This window comes from endosymbiont of Galathealinum brachiosum (genome assembly GCA_003349885.1).
Lineage (GTDB): Bacteria > Pseudomonadota > Gammaproteobacteria > SZUA-229 > SZUA-229 > SZUA-229.
Genome location: QFXC01000013.1, coordinates 178,841 through 199,603 on the forward strand (window position 1 = coordinate 178,841; position 20,763 = coordinate 199,603).

Annotated in this window: 2 protein-coding genes; both read right to left on the reverse strand. The window is 40.8% G+C overall.

The genetic code is table 11. The features are described 5' to 3' along the window. Positions 1–145: 145 nt before the first annotated feature. Positions 146–5,287: a flagellar motor protein MotB gene (locus tag DIZ80_13700; GenBank protein RDH81166.1), complete on the reverse strand. Its 5,142-nt coding sequence runs from the start codon at positions 5,285–5,287 to the stop codon at positions 146–148. After that, the gene (locus tag DIZ80_13705) at positions 5,280–20,348 is read right to left on the reverse strand and encodes a hypothetical protein (protein RDH81167.1); all 15,069 of its coding nucleotides are present in this window, start codon (positions 20,346–20,348) and stop codon (positions 5,280–5,282) included. Before DIZ80_13705 ends, DIZ80_13700 begins: the two co-directional genes overlap by 8 nt. Positions 20,349–20,763: the final 415 nt, after the last annotated feature.

A 20,763-nucleotide genomic window follows, 5' to 3' on the forward strand; every position in this document is an offset into this window, starting at 1 on the left:
ATTATTTGCTGTCAACTATACACTTTGTTTTTCAGAGTATAGACCAAGGATTAAATATAATACTTTTCTTAACAGCTTTAATCCTGTTTATATACCACAAAAAGACTAAGTCTCTTTTATCAGAATATTAGCATACAAATCTATATTAAATTTTTGCTATCAGGTTGATAAAGAAGCCTTTACTATCATAATCCAGATCCGTTAAGTCATCAGAAAAATCAGTAAAATTATATCCTACGCCAAACTTAATGTTTTTACCAATATGACGATAAACACCAAATAAAGAACCCGATTTTCTATCTTCTGCATCTGGCAAATCCAATAGACGTGCCTCCATCAATACATCCCAACGATGCACAAAATGCCAGTCCGCTCTTACAACATATAAACTGGCTGTACTATCAAAAAATTCCGGATTATCTCGACCCTGAGCAACCTGACCTAAACGATATGCGTATTTACCACCAAGACTCCAGCGGCGATTTAAGTCATATATAGTATCTACAGCAAAAATATTTGTTTTCTGTAAAAAGTCAGTGGCACCAACACCGACCAGTTCCTGACTGGAAGACGGTACATTGAAGAAATAGGTATATTTAAATAATGTATTCCAGCGATCATTACGTATTGGTCTATAACCATAACCGATAATGTATTCTTTAAACTCTCCATCATAAAAATCACCTTCAGAGCTTTCGCTATCAGAATAATTCAGCTTTCCAATAAAGCGCCAGTCCGGATTAATCTGATAACGGAAGGTATTTTTAAACAGCCATGTTTTCTGTTCAGTTTCGGTTAAATCTGCATTTTCTAACGCATCATCACGATACTCAACTGCACCTGTGTACTTTATTGCATTATGCTCATAACCCAACACAAAACCTAGAGCCAGTCGATCAGTCTCAGCTGCTGTTTGTTGATCTTTTAAGGTACCCGCTTCTGCACTTACACCGTATGTCCATCGGTCATTAGGAGCAATATCGACACCCATCGCATGGGTTAGACCGGTTGGCACATCACCATGAGAGTAACGCTCTTCACCATAAACACTCGTCGTATCACTATATCGACTACGGAAACCTGTTGCCATATTACCCTTACGCGCACGTACACCGGTATCAGATCGTTCATTATCCAGTGCATAACTCATATATACATTTGTTCGATCACTAACAAGGTAATCTGTGCCTACACGTGCACCGGTACCCGTATCACCTGCAGATAATTCACCTTCAACATTAAATCGATCTGTCACTCGTACAGTGGCGCCAGTCCCAACACGGCTATTTTCATCTCGATTACCCGTGGCATTTGCAGTCCCCTGAACGAAACCATAAGCTGTCCAGTTTTCTAATGAGTTATAAGTTGCATCAACCGCAATATCCGTACGATTACCCTGCTTTTGAGTGGCTGCAATATTAGTTGAATTATCTTCACGAGTATCAATGCGAACGCCACTGCTTATTTCCCAGTTTGGATTCAACCTGTAACTAACATTCACATCTGCATTTTCTGTTTTAAGGGATAAATCCTGATCTTTAACATCCGCTTTTACATTCAAATTAATACTCTCAGTTAATGGCATATTTAAAGTACCACCAAACTGCTGAATATCGTTGGCCGTTAACTGACCAGGTGCAGAGTACCCAGCTTCTCTTTCCTGCACATAAAAATTAGCATTACCTCGCAAACCTTCAATCGCATCTGTTAAGCGTAAATTAGAGTCAATTCTGTATGCACTAGCTTTACTACCAACGGTTAGGCCTGTATCGAGTTCATTAAAATTAAAACCACCATCACTAGAACCAAGCGACTCACTACCAGCACCTTCTGTTTCAGCTGCTTCGAATTTCAACCAGGTACCCGCATTTTTACGGATGGTAATATCAATTGCATTTAAAGTACTTTCTTCAACCTCTTCTTCCTGTGAGCTAATGGTTGCACCAATTTTAACGCTATCATTAATCCAGTAATGAGCTCGACCACCTATAGCAACATCATCTAGCTCCTGAAATCCGGGAGAATATTCATAACGAACAACCAGAAATACCGGGTTACCACTTAAAGAACCATTATCAACGATAAGACTATCAGTGGCTGTTGATGACAGTGGCTGACTTAATAACACTCGACCCTGAATATAATCAATATCATAATCAAGTGCGGGTATCAGTTGTTTTACACCCAGTACAATTCCGGAGTCTTTATCACGCACTTCAACTCGAATTCGATCAGACCCACCCATGATATCGAGATGACGCAAGAAATATAATGAACCACCGGTTCCCCTGAACTCATCACGCCCACCAATCGTACCGGGCTCTGCTGCAAAACCATCAACAATAAACTTTTTCTCTCCAAATGCCGTTACGTCCTTACTCTCATAATGTCCATTTACACCATATAAACCACGATCAATGTGCGCAAGATCCGTATCAACATACTCGGTCAGGAAGTTACCCCATAAGGCATAATCTGACTGACGTTGTACTTTTACAAAAAACTTACCCGAGGTTGGTGCATTCTCAACAACCGTACTATCATCACCAAAAGTAGGATAAAAATAATCCGGGTCTATTCTGCGGAACAGAGCATCAGGTGTTTTTTCCATAAAGTTACTGAATATTTCATCAATCGGACCTTCACCAGTATCTGCACTCGCAGTTAACTGCCAGCCTTCTCCAAACTTACCATCCACATAAAAAGCCAGATAACCATCCGTATTTAATTCATTCTCATAATGCGTTGTATCTTGTGTAACTATATTTGCTGGCCCGGTTGTATTATCTTTTGCCAGTGTCACATCAGCGATACCAACATAAAACCAGTCACTTTTCTTTAGTTCAAGTTCTCGTAAAAATAATTCACCATTACCTTCTTTATCAAGCACCGCGACTTCGACAGTATGTAAACCAGGACGGAAAATTTCATCATTTACAAAATCGCCATCCTCATTAACAGGTAATTTTCTTCCTGCTAACCAGACCGTGTGATCCTTTGGAATATTATCTCCATTAACCGTAACGGTACCACCCTGCAATGGAATGGTCTGTCTATGCAAATGAGTTTCGCCATAACCAACCAGTAATTCATTATCGACATCTACGGGTTCAGCATTATCTAATGCCTGTAAATTTTCAAGCAACCATAAAGGTAACGCTTTTGTTTCATCGTAATTATTTTTACCGTCATACACGCGTAATAAATATTTTAATTTTTTAGTAGGACCTTCAAATTCATCAAATGTTGCTAGCCATTCTGCATTGCCATGTTCATCAACAGGAATAACAATCAATGCCGCATCTCGTGTAGATTGTTCTTCTTCAAAAATTCTTATTTCAGATTTAACTATATAATCCTGATAGTTACTGTAAGACTTAAAGTAAACTTTATTTTCCTGCTCTTCTGTTTCTTCAATATCTTGATATCGAACACTATTAGGCCAGGCCGTTATATTTAATCTGGGCTGTAATTTTAAATTATCAAATTTAAACTGAATTTCTGCATCTTCTAACGCAACATCAGTACAACGTTGTAAATCAGCAATATTTTTATATGGATCATGAATCGGTTCACCATCAACTGAAATACGCATTAAATTTAATGCATACGGCGTTTGCGCAACGGCTTCCCGATTAATACGCGTTATATCCAGACCTTCATCTTCTTCCAGAATAGCCAGTTCGTCATAAACAATTTGTACTTCAACACGTGAACTATCAAACTGAACAAAACCTGTGCTGACTACATCTTTAGAATGTACAAAACCACGCCCTTCAAACTCAACCTGCTCATCAGATAAATCAAGTTGTGTTTTAATTGTATCCATTACTTTACGAGCACGTGCTGTTGATAAACCGATATCATCACCATACACCATGGCTGTACGTCTAGATAAACGTTGATTATCTGTGTAACCAATAAAACTCAACCTTACATTTGAGCGATCGGTTATCTCCCCCATTAACTGTTTCAGACGATTTGTATACGCTGGTGAAATAATCGGTTCACCCTGTTGCAGACGAATAGACTTAATCGGACCGGTTGGTGGATCATAGTTCAGGGTAATTGTTTCAGATGCGGCTTTTTCAGGACAGGCCTGTGCCTCAGCCGTAAAATTCTGGAACGGATCATCATGCCAGAATTCAACTTCAACTCTACGATTTAAAGAACGACCTTTTTCAGTATCATTAGATGCAACCGGTCGTGTTTCACCTTTTCCATCACTGCCCACTGCTGTATTGGGTAGACCGAGCACATCGGCAATACCCAATGCAACACGTCTTGCACGTGCTTTTGATAAAGCAACATGTTTCCCATAAATACGTAACTGACGATCAGTTAACGGCAGGTTATCTGTATGGCCAACAAAACGAACCAGCACATTCTCTTTATCACGCAGATTTTGTAATACTTCTTTAATCTCACGTATAAAGTCTTCAGGTATTTCAGACTGCCCTTCTCCCAGACGTAAAGGGGAAACCAGATTTCGCAAACGTGCACGTTTTGCGTTACCTTCTTTATAACGCAATTTACATACTGTTTCTTTTCGGCAAACTTTAATACGATTGAGCTTTGGTGCTTCTACCACCACTTCTTTTTCTATCACGTATTCTTTAATTTCGTCATACCAGATCTGTACTTCTACGCGTCTATTTTTTGCTTTTCCCGCTGCCGTGTTATTACTTGCAATAGGCTGTGAAGAACCCACACCATCATATGAAACAGATTCAGGTGGTAAATCTAATACTCTTTGGAAAAATTCAGCAGTTGTTTCAGCACGTGCCCGTGAAAGACCAATATTATCGCCATACTTTGCTTTTGACGTAATACCTAATGCATCATTGTCACTATGACCAACAAAATGTACCCGTACGTTGGCACGGCTTTTCATTGTATCCAGAAGCTGTTTTAATTTATTAACAAACTGATCAGGTATAACTTCCTGACCTGAGCTAAAAGAAATAGGCTCTATCGCATTCTCAAGTTTAAATGTTTTCGCATCTTTCTCTAAAACTTTCTGAATTTCAATTCGATCTTCTTCTTTCGGGCGGAAGAAGGTTTCATCCTGTATCCATAAGTTAAATACAGCTGCAGGCGGCAAATGCTGTTCGGTATTTTCTCCAACATCATGTGACTCCAGTGTTAATGGCTGTTCTTCTACCTGACCTTCCGGACTTTGATTAAATTCCAGCAAATCCTGCCAGCTGGTTTCTGCATTAACTGATGAACACATCATCAACATAACCACAGATAGACCTGTTAGTTTGAGAGACAGATTATTCATCAAATGCCCCCCTGTTTACCGGTCCACCTTTACGCCAGAAAACTTCTGTTTCGATCATTAACTGATAACAGCAATTTAGATCTTCCCAACGTTTTTCAATTTCTTCTTTAACTGCATTTAATCGATCATTTACTTCTGACTCTGTTTCATTTTCAGCTAGATATGACAAGCGTAATAATGATGGATCTTTGGCAAGCTCGGTAATTAATATATCTAACCTTGGCAGCCACTGTGGTCGCATTTCAGTGCTATTTTCTTCAAATACAGCGTCTGCCATATCAAGACGAACAACGCGATGTATTGCCGCACCAAAATTGATTTTCACCATCTTACCGCGAGTAGCGCGAACCACACGTGGGTTTTCAGTCGTTAACCTGTAGCCGCTTGGTAAGCTACGCTCATCAAGTTTCATTATAAAATTAGAACCACGATCAGGGTTTGGTATAACCGCACAGGTTAAATGGAAGCGACCATGCGCATCCGCTGTAATCTCCAGACCTTTCGCGGTAACAACACGCGCACCCGGAACACCTTCCTCACCTTCATCCTGATAAGCATTCAGGTTCTTATCATCAAACACTTTACCAATGACATCCGAGCAGTCAAATGTCGGATCTGGAACTACTCGAACCGTTGCCGACGCAACACCAGAGGCAGCACCTGTGGTTTGAGTATTGGTTACTACCGCACGATTAACATACTCACCTTCACCGACACCTGAGCCGACTACCAGTAACAACTTAACGCTAATGCTTGAGTTTGCATCAATCGTTCCAATATCATTCCAGGTTAACAGTCGTGCTATATCATTAAATTCAGCCTGATTATCTACACCTGTAATTTCATTTAAATCTATATCATTCTGTAATGTCGTTGCAGGTAATCCTGTTACACCCTGACTATATATTGGCTCTGATTTAATCCATGCACCATTACCCTGTTGAATACGTCCTGAACCGGCAATATATTTAAATCCGGGCGGGAACAGATCAACAACATTTAAATCATAAATCGGCGCAGGTAATGTATTACTCAATGTAATGGTATAAGGCACTAACTGACTGCGCGTTACATTAACCATTGATGACACTTTAGAAATTGAAACTGCATCAACCAGTATCGGATCAACTGCTATATGATTATTAAATATCTGATCATCACCAACACCATTATTAAATGTGAATTTCTGATAATAATTTGTTTCTGTCGCACGTGGTGCAATTGAAACAGGTGGAGCAAACTCAGATTGTTGCACTTCACACTCAAGTGTTGGTAGCGGATCATTCGGGCAACTAACCGCATCAAATGCAGGATCAGTTAACGCAAATAACGGCGGTATAATTGCTGAAACATTTGGCGTATTCGGATCGTTATCGTCATCAAAATAACCCGCAGGTGCAAATACATTAACTGTGTAATCAGCACCAATCGGACACTCTGGCTGGCTGAAATTTAATTCAAACTTATAATAACCATTAAGAACTGTTCGTTGATTCTGTTGGGCTGGATCATCAAAGCAGCTAACTGGAAGTTCAACACCACTATCATCCACCATCTGTATAACTGCAGCTGGTACAGGTGACCTTAATACCGCATCATAAATCACACCATTTGGCTGGATTGGTAAATTAATACCTGGTATATGCGAACTTTGTGATACTTCAAATGCACTTAAGGTCTGCAAACCATTACCGGTAAAGAATGGAGAAAGTACCGTGCCTAAAGATGCAGTATCCGTAGAGGCTCCGGGCGGACGAAAACGTAAAGCATAATTCAGCACGTCACCATCATTTGGTACCAGACCAAGAATACTGTAATTACCATTTACATCTGTAAATACAGAATCCAGATAATCACCTGGATTAATCGTACCGGCACCAAAATAAATTTCTACTTCCCAGCCATCAAGCGCACGTTCAACTGTATCCCGACTTTCATCTAAATTTGCATCGTGCCATAAACTACCAGATAAGGTTGCAACACCCGGTGCGCCACCCACTGCCAAACCAACTGAGGCACAGGCATCTACATTCTGTGTGAAATCAGAACAGCTAATTAATGTACTGTTATCTACAGGTAACAGGCTAGGCGCGCCCCAGTCAACCGCAACCGTATTAATAATATTGGTTCCCTGTTGAGCCGCTGTATTTATTTGCGCAAGATACCTGACGGTAAACTGATCTCCCGGTTCAAACATATACGTTGTACTGGTTGCACGTTTACTATCATCATAATTAACCACCAGACGTGGTGAGCTGAATACAAGATTCGGATCAACTACACCGTTTAATCTTGCAGAGCCAGGCACATACGTTAAATCTGCCTGATCAATATTATCAAATAGTTTTAATACCTGAGGACTGCCGCTAGATAAATCTATCGAACTGTTACCAATATTTTCAACCCGTACGAAGTATTCAAGCATGGCGCCCGGTTGAGCTGTACCACCACCCACAACAAAAACATCTTTACTAATACTTAATAACTGTGAATTACCAACAATGGTTTCTGTTGGTTGGTCACCATTTAAGTCATTACCATCTGCATCAGTAAACTCATCCGGGAACTCGGCACTAACAACCTGCAACTGATTTATAATCACATCGCCAGAAACGGATGCTGCATCAACAATTACATCATAAATTAATATCGCTGACTGACCTGCTGACAGTATGCCATCGGCATTAACATCACCCTGCACCGGTGGAGTCTGGTCTGCAGAACTTATATCTATACCGGTGTTAAATATAAGTGGCGAGTTTCCACTTATATCAGCCAATAAAACTCCGTTCAGGAATGTACTATCCTGCACATAATCCGTATCAACTGGAACACCATTAACTAATAAAGGAACTGAACTGGATACAGTATCAAATAACTGAACGCTGGTTGCTGGTATGGTACCCGAGTTACTAATAGTGACGGTGTAACGTAATGTATCACCCGGATCAACCTGCTCAATAACAGTACCATCTACAATTAATTCGACAGTTGCCTGTGCATCAATAATGGCTACATTACCCACAACATCACGCGTAGGATCACCAAATATTTCTGTATCCGGGTCATCAGAATGCTGTTCCGAGAATGGGCCACTACCAAAACCATCACCACCGACAAATGCCTGATTCGATACAACCGTACCGTTCACTACATTTACATCAACTAGTACATCAAATGTAATGGTTGCAATATTTGTAGTAGCAAGACCATCCGCACGCATATTACCCGGCGTTAAATCTTCTAATGCATTAATTAAAATTCCGTCCTGTAATGGCGTAACACCTGCAACGATATCTACAACCGGCGAACCATTTAACGTAGTCGTGTTTGCAACATAAGCTGTATTAGCTGGTATCTGATCACGCAATAATGTATTGATCGAATTTTCAGCACCAATATTTTGCGCCGTTATGGTGTAACGTAAAATATCTCCCGCATCCAGGACATTCGCATCACCGGTAATATCCTGTGATGTTTTTAACAGACGGAACGTCGGTGTAGAACCAATAATTGTTCGAGTTGGATTATCCACACCTGTAATATCCGGATCATCCGACAGCAAAGTATTAAAACCAACCAGTTCCACTTCTGCCTGATTTTCAACAATCAAACCACCATCAATGACAGCCTGTAATGTCATTTCAAAATCAATAACTAAACTATCATTACCACCGGCAAGTTCTGATAAATTAAGATTACGAACATCCAGAATACCCGCGGCGTTATTACCCGCATTAATATCTGTATTACTTATATCTGCTGTTGGTTGTGAAACATTAATCTGTGCCATCGTTCCGGGAACAAAGAAACCCAGACCATTAAGGCGATCAGCCTCATCGGTTAATGAGAAGTTAGCCGCTGCAATCGGCCCCACATTACTAATGGTAATTTCATAACGAATATCATCGCCGGGTTCTGCAGTAAAAGCCTGAGCATTCGTTACTGTATCAAACACTCTTTTCTCAATAACCAGTTCAGGTGCCTGAACAAGAATTTGCGCCACATCTTCAAAATCAACTACATTAATTGTGCCCGGTGAAACAGTACTACTAACACGGTCATAACTTCTGATTTCACCTGTTACGACACCCGTTGGTGTATCCGCACTAAACCACTGAGAAGCAGCAGCAACATTATTGAGTAATGATCCATTTAAATTACCCACATCAAGATGCATTTCATAATTTATGATTAAACGATTTAACGGTAACAGCTCTGCATCCGCAGATGTCATGCTAATTACAAACGTACAAACGGGTGCCGGATTATAAACCGTTACAAAATCAGTGCCTTCAAGTAATAAATTACTCACAGGCGTTATCCCGTCAGCCGCAAAGACCTGAGCATTTAAAACAACCGGTGACGTGTCACACATACCTCCACCGGTAGCTGGTTTGGATAATAAATCAGTAACCGTTATATCATACGCAGGACCCGCTCCAATATTCTGCACATCAAGAACAAAAGGTTCCGGCACGCCAAACTGCATAATTACCGGATTACCAACCGCACCTGTTCCACCTAAACCTGTTTTTTGTAACGTCAACTCTGTTGGTTCAACAACTGTCATGGCTACATCAGAATCCGATCCGCCATCTGCTTGCGAACCAACATTGTTATCACCTGAGTTAAAGGTATAACTCGCAACGTTACTAAAGGTATCACCGTTCTGGTTGTTAGTATGATTTCGTAATACAACAGTTAACTCAATGACTGCCTGCTCATTGGCGGAAATATCAATACCATTGGTTATATCTTCAATTACGATATTTGTTGGTGTACCTGTATTAACCGGCACCCAGGTTCCCGCTGGAGAAACTTTCTGTACATCAACAAATATTAATTCCACATTAGGAGATAATGGTTGCAGATCGTCCAGTATTCTCACATCAAACAGGGCACTACCAACGGGTGTGCCTGGTACTGTGATGGTGTAACTAAATGGCACACCAATGGATGCAGTTAATACTGTATTGGCTTTTTCCAGTGCAGTTGGCGCAGGAGTTATTAAAGTAGTTAGCGACAATGCGGTATCACTTGGACCATACACTTCACGTACACCGGTAACTACGCCATTGACAGGTGTTGAGTTATTATCAAATGAGTAATAACGTGTTGCCGTTGCGTTATTAACAATACTCGTTAAACCTGCACCTATGTCATCATCAGCAGCAACCTGGAATACCAGACGTAACGTTTCGCCAACTGGAATAGAATAAGGCCCACCATTATCAAAGTTCCATTTCACCAGACCGGTTGCCGGGCCAGTAGTTGGATCGATAAGCGGATCATAAACAGGATTTAAATCAGGTACATCCGTACCAATTGGAACTTGCGTATCAAGAACAGTAATAACACCTTTGCGTAAACCGACAGGCAAGGTGTCTTCAAGAAGTACGTCATATGCGGGTGATTGACCATTATTGGTAATATCAACGGTATACGTTATCAGTTCCTGCGCGACAATATTAACATCACCAAATTCCTGAGTAGAGTCTTTAACAACACTCAGATTAGGTTGTTGCAGTGTAATGGTTTCACTATCATTCTGCGATTGAGTAACACCACCATTAATACCGTAATCAAAAACAATTGCGTTTAGTAATGGAATATTACTTAGCGGATTAGAAATCGGCTGTAGCGTTGGATGATCAAGCACACGTGTACGATAGACAATAACAAAATCATTATTGCCGTCATCTGGTGCTGCTGCAAAACCGGTATTAGTTAAATCACCTAATGTCCAGGTTACAACACTGGAACCAGTATTTGGATCACCACTTACACTGGCTGTAGCCTGAGTGTAAACCGGGTGTATAAAATTAAATGCAGGATTCGGATCGAAATCATTATCACCACTATCATCTAAACCATTGATAGTAACAATACCTTCAAACTGTAAACCCTGTGGCAGAGTGTCTCTTAACTCAACCGCAGCACTTGTGCCTTCCTGTAAATTAAGTGTGATCTGATAATCAACCACATCACCAATTCGCACATCACTCGGTATATTTAAAACATTTAATTGCGGTGAGGTATCACTCAGATAAGCCTTATTAAATACATTGGTATCGGTTGTTATAACTGAAGTAACAAGGGTTGGACTAAAGTAATCGTTTAATCCACCGTTACCGTTACGTTCACCACCTTCATCTGTAATATCATCATCAAGACTGGTCCAGCGAATAACTGTACTGTTAGTTAAAGTCTGGTTCGCTAATGCACTGTCACTTACTTGTAGCTGGTAAACGATGGTCGCTGTAACACCTTCTGGAACATCAATATCAGTTCCATTCGCAACATTCCAGGTCAGAACATTTCCCGTTCTATTCGGTGCCGAAATTGTGCCATGACTTGTACTTACATTATTTAAGAATTCTAACCCCGAACCCACATCACTCGTGAAACTTACATCATATGCATCCGAGAACAGATCATTCGCTGCACCACCCAGGAATGTGTAAGTAACTGTGTATTCTAAAATGTCACCCGCATCTGGTGGATCAGTTGCAGAAGGTTTAGTTAAATTATTTACTTCAATTCTTGGTCCATTGTTAGGAGGCGAAGGAAGCGTGATATCCATTTGCGGTTCAACAATAGAAACATCATTAATAACACTGGTTAAACCACTTCCACCCAGTATCTTTGTACCGCCATCACTATTAGCAAATTCAAACCGCGCACCATTACCAAAAGCGGGTGTTGCCTGATTGGCATTAACATTATTATCCACTCTGGCTACAACATTAATTGTCGCTCTTTCCAAACCGATCAATGGGCCATCTAACTGTATACGAACCTGATTAGTGCCCCTGCCTGTAAAAGAAATCGTTTCTGTTAATGGCAAATCAAAACCATAATCAGTAGTCACTGCACTCACCAGCGTTACACTTTCCAAAGAAAGACTGGGATCCATATCATCAATAACTTCTACATTATGCATGGTGCCATTCATGCCTGTATCTGGAACAATAATTTGATACGTAATCAGCTCACCCACTGCTGCAAATGTTGGGTCCCGTGCAGTTATCGGTGCAGGGTTAACATCTGGTCGATTGATATCAGTAAAGGTTTTAGATAAGTCTTCAATTGGATTAATGTTATGTTGATTAAATAAAACCGGGCCAATATCATCAGTATAGATTTCACGTTGTGCAACAATATCTACATTGACATCCGATGCATTAATTGAGGCATAACTATCTACAAGGAAACTATTATCCCAGGAGTTACCACCAGCCAGTCCAGCATCCACATCCACACTGTAATCTATTTCGATACAGCTATTACCCGGTGGTAACTCGATACCATTAAAAGTAAAGGTCATTACACTACCGGCTAAAACATAAGTGTAATCAGCTAATGCACCTTCAGTAGCCAGCACATTATTTACACGAACAACAGGAACCGAAACACTGCCTAAATCAAATTCATTTGACGCTGGAAGAGGTGGAATCACAACCCCGGGCACTGGATCAAGATCATCTACAATCACTACATCATAAGCAGGTGCATCACCTGAGTTACATGCCTGTAAACGATAATAAATCGTAGAGCCTGAAGCGGCAGGTGAACCGCTCGGAATTAATGTGCCCGTAAATGCAGCAGTTAAATAACGTTCTTTAGTAATATCGGTAAGCAATATCTGTGGTTGTCTTGCAGTTATACTTTCAATGCTATTAGATTGTGGTGTTACGGCCTGAGCACCATTAACATCATCATGATTCAGATTTATTGAATTAGCCAGAGCAACCGTTGTAGGAGACTGAGCTAAAATCCCCTGCACAACCTGCGCAGTATAAATAACGACAAACTCATTATTGGTTAATACATTATCCGAGTCAGCGATAACATTACCAATAGTAAAGGTCGCGACATTTCCAACAACTGAAACATCAACCGCTTCATCAATATCACCACCAACATATGTAAATGGCACGGCTGCATCACTAAATGTCCTATTAGGTGCTACACCGGTTCCCGTATCACCATTCACAGAAACCAGACTGAAATAAATCATGCCCGCTGGCAAGGTATCTTCCAGCACAACATTTGCTGTTGTACCTTCATTTAAATTAAACGTTAAGGTGTATTCAACCGTATCACCTATTCTCAAAACACCATCATTTGCCGTTGAATAATTAACATCATCAAAGGTATCGTTATCAGCTGTTTTAGTAATAATGGCCGGGTTCGGTACAAGAAGCGGCGCATCATCCGATACACAATAGTCATTCTGATCCACAATAGTACAGGCAGCTCCACCCGGGCCAGTTCTTTCCAGTGGACTTGCATCCTGTAGTGATGTCCAGTCAACAACTACCGTGCCATTTAAATCCTGATTCGGCTGAACAATAGCATCTACTGTTACGCTATATGTTAATACAAGCACTTCACCGGTATCGTTTACCTGATCAAAAACAAGATCCAGTGTTTCATCACCGCCCGGCGTTATACTGGTATTAGTACGTCCCCAGGCAAGTGTATTTACACCAGCCAGCGGTGTTACATCACCCACCGGATTTCCATCTATTGTAATAACAGGTACGCCGGTTAAGCTCACACCGATAGGAAGATTTTCCTGAATATTTAAATCAAAGGCGGTTGATTGCAGCGCAACTGCAACAGCCGGATCATGACGAATTTCAATTGTGTACTCTAAAACATCACCCGCATCAGGTGGATTTACAGGCACCAAAGGCACAGGTTTAGTTGTATTAACAACTGTTCTTGTGACTATTAATTGCGGCTCAACAACTGTTTGAAGATTCGTTGTTTGAGTAAAGCCACCCGCAGGATCTACATTGTTATATGTCAGGTTGGCCGAATTTTGTAATGTGCTGCCCGCATTGGTATTTACATCATTATCTACACGAGCAAAATAGTTGATTGTTATGCTGGGGTTATTTGCATTTGTAAGCTGGTCATCTTCCGCTTCAGTATCAACACTACCTATATTCCACGTTGCGGTACCCAGACCTGAAACATCTCCATCATCCGGAAACGCAGTAAATAGCGCTTCAACATCTGCCGCTGCCATTGCGGTAATGTCTGTCGAATTAATACTAAAAATATCAGTGAAGTCATAAGTGATTTCAAAACCCGGTTCGTTTTCAATAACATAATTTAAACCGGTTACATTAAGGTCATCCACTACAGTCAGCGCATTAGTGATGCCCTCAGGAAAACCAATAACTAATTCAAACTGTTTATGTTCACCAATGGTCACTGTATCCGGTTGCGGTGGCACAGCCGGGTTTAGATCTGTTTTGGAGAAAACCAACGAAGGCACTTCAACAGAAGATGTATTGTTATTATTATAATTATTTGGTGGATCAGTTGATACCGGAGCAACACCCGTAAGCTGACCATTACGCATACCTAAAGGCTCACCATCGGCAGCTATTGCTCCGGATACATTTAAGGCTGTATTTAAATCAGGTAAAGATGTCCAGCGAACTTCAAGGTTATTTAAAATAACATCGTGAGGCTCAACCTCATGTGGATCCGTGGTTAACTGCGGCCCTTGCGCAACTCGATCAACTTCCACTTCAAAAACAAAACTAACCGATTCACCCGGGTCAAGTTGGTAACCTGCGCTCGCCGGATTATCCCAGTTAAATACTGGCTGATCATTACTTAATGCAAGATCAACAAAGTCAGGAACCGATGCATCAGGTAACCCCGATGTCGCTTCTGAATTTAAAACATAATTAAATTTAACTAAACTTAAATCATCTAAAATCTGCACATTGTAAGCAGGTGCGGTTCCGTTATTTACCACACTTACATTTACCGTTAACACATCTTGTGCATCCGCATTAACCACCGGTAAAAATTCTTTTGTAATAACAACTTGTGGTTCACGTAAAACCAGTCGTTGTGCTGCATAATTAATCGTTTCTGTATTCGATGAGCCAGTAGAGAAGGTTTCTGTATACGTCAGTCTAGCCAGAGTCGGATCTGAAGAACAGGCTGTCGGTGCAGTAACCGCCCCACTTCCTAAACTACCACCATTTAACAATGCGCACTCATTGACAAAAGTCGCGTCATCAACTGTTGCGTCAGGATCAACGGTTACCGTTGTATTTTCTACACGGGCAACAAAATCAACCCTGAAATCAAAACCACCTACTGGACCACTTCGCACTTCCTGATTACCAAAGTTCCAGACAATAACATCCCGTTGAGCTGTACCAGGGGTACCACGGGTACACACCGGTGTAATTGGACCACCCGGAGAAAAACTAGCACCCGTATAGGCCGGATCTGTTGTCAGGTTTATAGCTGGATAATTCGTTGCAACACAACGCATACCATGAGGTAACTCATCCGTAATAACAAAATCATCTAAATCAGTAACAGGAATAATCGCCTGTAACTCATAACGAACTTCTTCACCAACTACCACACTTTGATTTTGTGGAGATGGGTCAGCAGTTAATGGCGTATTGGATGTTGCAGTTATTATTTTAGGCTGTGATTGCAACGGTAACATACGCACAATTGCATTATTATCAATTGCCGTATAAATACGAGCACGACCAGTTTCATTCGGTGATGTGTTTTCAGTATTTAATAATTGCGGTGTATTCTGATTACCAGAGTCACCAACTAAACTATCATAAGATGTTGATACAACATTCGTAAGTGGCTGTAAGGGTGCAATTGCATCACTTGGGTTTACTCTGTAATAAAGCAAAACTTCCTGACCCGCATCAATTTGCAATAAAGATCTATTTGCCGCCGCTGTCACTGTATTGACATCATTAAAATCAAATTCAATTTGAGCCGGATTTCCATTATCCAGAATATTATCTGTCAGTATGGTTCCTTCATCTGCTTCATCAATGTCACCATCACCATCGTTATCAAGATTATCAGTTAAGAAATCTTCAATTAACATTAAGTCACTGGCATCTAACACATCAGTCACAACCACATCATAAGCAGGTGACCTTCCAGGTGTAGTTGGCGATTCATTTATAAGACTGATTCGATACACATATGAGTCATTTGTATCACCATTATTTAATGTTTGCTGATAAGTGCTACATGAAGTTCCAAGATTATGATTTTCCTGAGACAGGGTAACAGTTTCATTACACACTGTTTTTGTAACCAGTAAATTAGGTTCAACATCAGTTAAATCAATCTGACGCACGGCCTGCACGGGATAACCAGGAAAGGGGGTTGTTTCATCAACTAAAAGATCAATATTTATTGCACTGGTATCATCTTCAAAAATTGCATGGAAAGAGGTAGTTACAATATTTGAACTTATTCTGCCATGTAGGTTTTGATTAAATCCACCCGGCACTGGATACGCCAGGTCAACATCATCATTAAGTAATCGGGTTTTATAATTAACGCGGAAAAACTTATCTTTTTCTGTAATATCCTGACCCGCATTATTATTATGCTGCCAGACAATGGGTGATTGATCTAATGATGTTGTAGAGGCGCCACCATTCACACCGTTTAAAATAACATCAGGTGTTGGGTTAGCTACCGTATCCTGATCCGTATCATGAAAATCATAAACAGTAGCACCTGCAAACGGAATAAGACCTAAACCCTGTCCGCCATTCACTGCAGGCACACCTTCCATACCTGCGGTAACTTCAATATCTCTTATTGCAATTAAATCAAAACCGGGTGTTAGGAAACCAAACCAGCCACCGGACTCAATAAAACTATGACAGTCTTCACCAATTTGTGTATCTAACTCTACGGGTAAAGGATAAGCAAGAAAGTCATCAAACTGTGTTGGTGTAAAGGGTTCTGCTGTTCCACTTTCTGTGCAATACCAGACTGTGTGAGTTAAGTTAAAACCCAGTACGCGAGAGCGAATAGAATCCAGAGTATAATTATTTGCTAATTGCTGATTAGGCGTTGTAATGGCTAGTGATGCTGGTGCAGGTAAAGTCAATGCAGCGCCATCACTTAATGTCACTTCACCGACCACATCTGCACGGAATGTTAAGTCATCCAGAGGTGAACCAACCGTATTTTTTATAACATCAAAACTGAAGGTTTCTGTTACACCGGGTGCAAGCACACCTCGGTCACATGCATATACACTTGCTGAAGCTGGTATAAACGCCGGTGTATTTAATAACGGGTGTGGTGGCGGGTTCGCAACAGGTGCTACACCACAACCTGGTGCAATCGTTTGCACCGTCATAGCCTGACCAAATGTCACATAAGTCACATGATTATCTGCATCATGCCCACCATTATTAGTCAGTAAAACATTTAGCGTAAGCGGTGTATTAACATCATTTGTTAAAATAAATAACGCATCTGAAATATCCACATCCAGATCTTCAACATCAACAGGGAAACTCTGAGTATCTATTGCCTGAGGTGAATTAACTGGAGAACAGATATTACTGTAATCAACCGTTACCGTATTAGAAATACTAAAATCACTATCCGGATCTGTATTATCAGCCTGCACTTCCGGTGCGACATTAATGTCCGCAGCAAGGTCATATCGTGATGCTTCTATTAATACAATTCTAAATTGTAAAGTTAATACATCACCCTCTCTTAACAGATTTCGATCATCACCTGCAACAGTTGAAACAGCTCGCTGAGTACTACTTGTTAATGTAAAAGTAGGCTCAATATTATTTAACAGATTTGCCGGAGTTGTATCGATATCCGACGTAATGGTGTCAATCATGCCATCGTATGCACCAAAGGCAGGTGTAACAACTGCGGTCGGTGTGAAGGTTGAATCAACCACATATTGACCAACCGGTAAAATATCCTGAATCACTAAATCACGAATGGTTGATCCGGTTAAATTGGTTATTTGAATTGTAACAAAACCCGTGCTGCCCACCGGCTGCGCAGTATTAACACCGGTAACAGCCTGTTGAATATCAAGGCCTGCGGTATCGACCTGTGCATTAAATATTGCAATACTTTCTATATTAAATGCAGGTGTAACCCCATTATTACTTGCTGGTGTAAATAAACCACCTGAATCGCCATCGCCTTCACAACCCCATTCAATATTTGCTGTGTTTGTCGGATTCAAAGAACAGGCTGACTGTATACGACCAACATAATAAATAAATGCACTGGCTGAATTTGGCGCAACATCAACATACGTTACCGGTTCATCATTGTTTGGATTACCAAAACCAGAAGCAGAAGTGCTGGCCGGACCATCAGTTGTATCATCTATATCTAAATTTGGAACACTACTCGCAAACGGACCAGCAGTAGCGGGTATACAACCTGCGGGTGTTGAACCACTAGAAATAACAGCAGCAGCCGCGGTTGCCGTTGCTTCAGAATTACAGACCCAGTTAATATCAAAATTACCGCCGGTAATAAAATCATCCATCTCCAGATCTTCAAGACCTGCAAGACCCGTATTTTGTGTTTCCACACGCCAGATAATACTGTCTTCAATATGCCCCGCTACCAACGGTGCATAATCACCAACCGCCATACCCGCATCAACATTTCTACCCAGTTTGGTTACCTGTGGATGAGGTTGTCTAATAGGTAGTTCAACCAGAGCCCCCGTTACCGCTTGCGCAACATTATTACAACTCAGGTCATAATCTGCTTCAGGTTGAATATTACGATTTTCAAAAACCAACTGCTCTTCACTAAGACCGGTAATACGTTGCACCTGAAAAACAAACTCAATACTAACTGGTGCTGTTGGTGTTACAGCAAAAGGACTATCAATTAGCGTTAATTCAGGAACCAGAGCTGGCGTCCATCTGAAACGCTGCTGGTTAGCTGCATCAAGCGGGTCAGGCTCAGGGTTAGCCGCTGGGACAAGTGGTCCGCCATCTATAGAAATAAAGACCGTACCAGGAACAAATGTAAGGCCTGAACTTCCCAGATCTTCATATAGAATGACATTGTCTAAAGAAATACCACCAATATTCTCGGCAGTTAGTCTCACTGTACCTAAACCACATAACTCACAGAAACTGTTCACAAGATCGTGGGTAAGCTGCAATGAATCTGTAAGACTAAAATCTACTTCTGCAAAACCACTGCCACTTACACCGGTACGCTCTTCTACCGATGCGTTATTATTCATCACGGGACAGCTTGTGCTTGTGGTAACAACCGATGCTTCAGATGTAATAGTAAGGTTTACCTCCTGCCCGGCGGCCAGGTATTCAAATGTATATTGATTGCCCGTTAGTGAACCGGGCGGTAAACCTGGAGCTGCAACAGGAGCAATAAGAGGAGTGGGTGGAGCAGGTATTAAGTTAGCTCCCAATAAATCGGTAAGCTCTACATCAAACATACCACTGGAAGCCAGATTTCTAATCAATACATTGAAAATGACCGGCTCACCGTTTGCTGCAACCGTGGTAGTTGCAGTTTTAATCACCTGTAACTCAAGCGCGTTGACTGGATTGACCTGAATACTTTCAGAAATAGGCGGGAGTATTACCTGATTATTATTATTTGTTTCATTATAAGTAAAGTTAAACGTGACATCCTGTAATCCGGTGGGTGCAAAGGTAACCTGATCATTAGTCGTTAAACCTAAGTGAAACTCATAAGTACAACCTGCATCAATATCCGTATTATTTGGCACATCAAAGACAATTAACGCACCCGTCCCTCCCGGCTGCCTTGCATTAAAGCTTAAATCAGCACAGGCACCTGCTGTTGCATCAGCCTGAACAACCATAGTGGATGTAGGCAGCCTGAAACCGGCGGGAACATTAACACTAATATCTATATCAAATGCAGTGTTTGCTGCACCAGCACCTGCGGCATTAACGACCGTTAATATAAAATCATCACCGCCATCGGGTTGAGGAAAAAGAGTTGCGGGGCTACCGGTGGGGTCACCGTCTGTAACTTCACGAACCCCGTCCCAGGTTCCCGCTGAATCCATCGACGCATTTCCACGGGCGGGGTCAGCAGATTCAAATGAAGTAGAAAGGTTTAAACTGGCAACTGCATAGACATTTTCTACAGACAATAAAAAAACCGCACCGATAATTACGCTAGTAATCAGTACAGAATCCCTAATCCTTGTCATTGTTTCTAAAAACATCTATTCTTCTTTTATATTTGCCAAATCCAGTTTTCCCTCTTTTATCAATTAGTTACCGCGCCAATGATACATCTTTACACTCCCTGATTCTGTGAAAACATACTCAAAAAAGAATATTAATATTTATTTTAGATAAACCGTATAAGTTATTGTTTTTTAGGAAGTTTAGTATATGTATGCCATGTAAACCAGTTTTATTTAACCACTTTTAGATATTTATTCTACTTACACTAGAAAAAGACAACACTCGTACGCTTTTTGTAAATTCACCGCCAGATAAGCACTCATAGCAAAAACTAAATAAATACTCTGATAATCAGTTTAAATTATGGAACACTTTTTTATCATTAGCTGATCAAATCACGACAACCGACATTCAAAAAACACCTTATTATAATTAATTCACTAACATTGG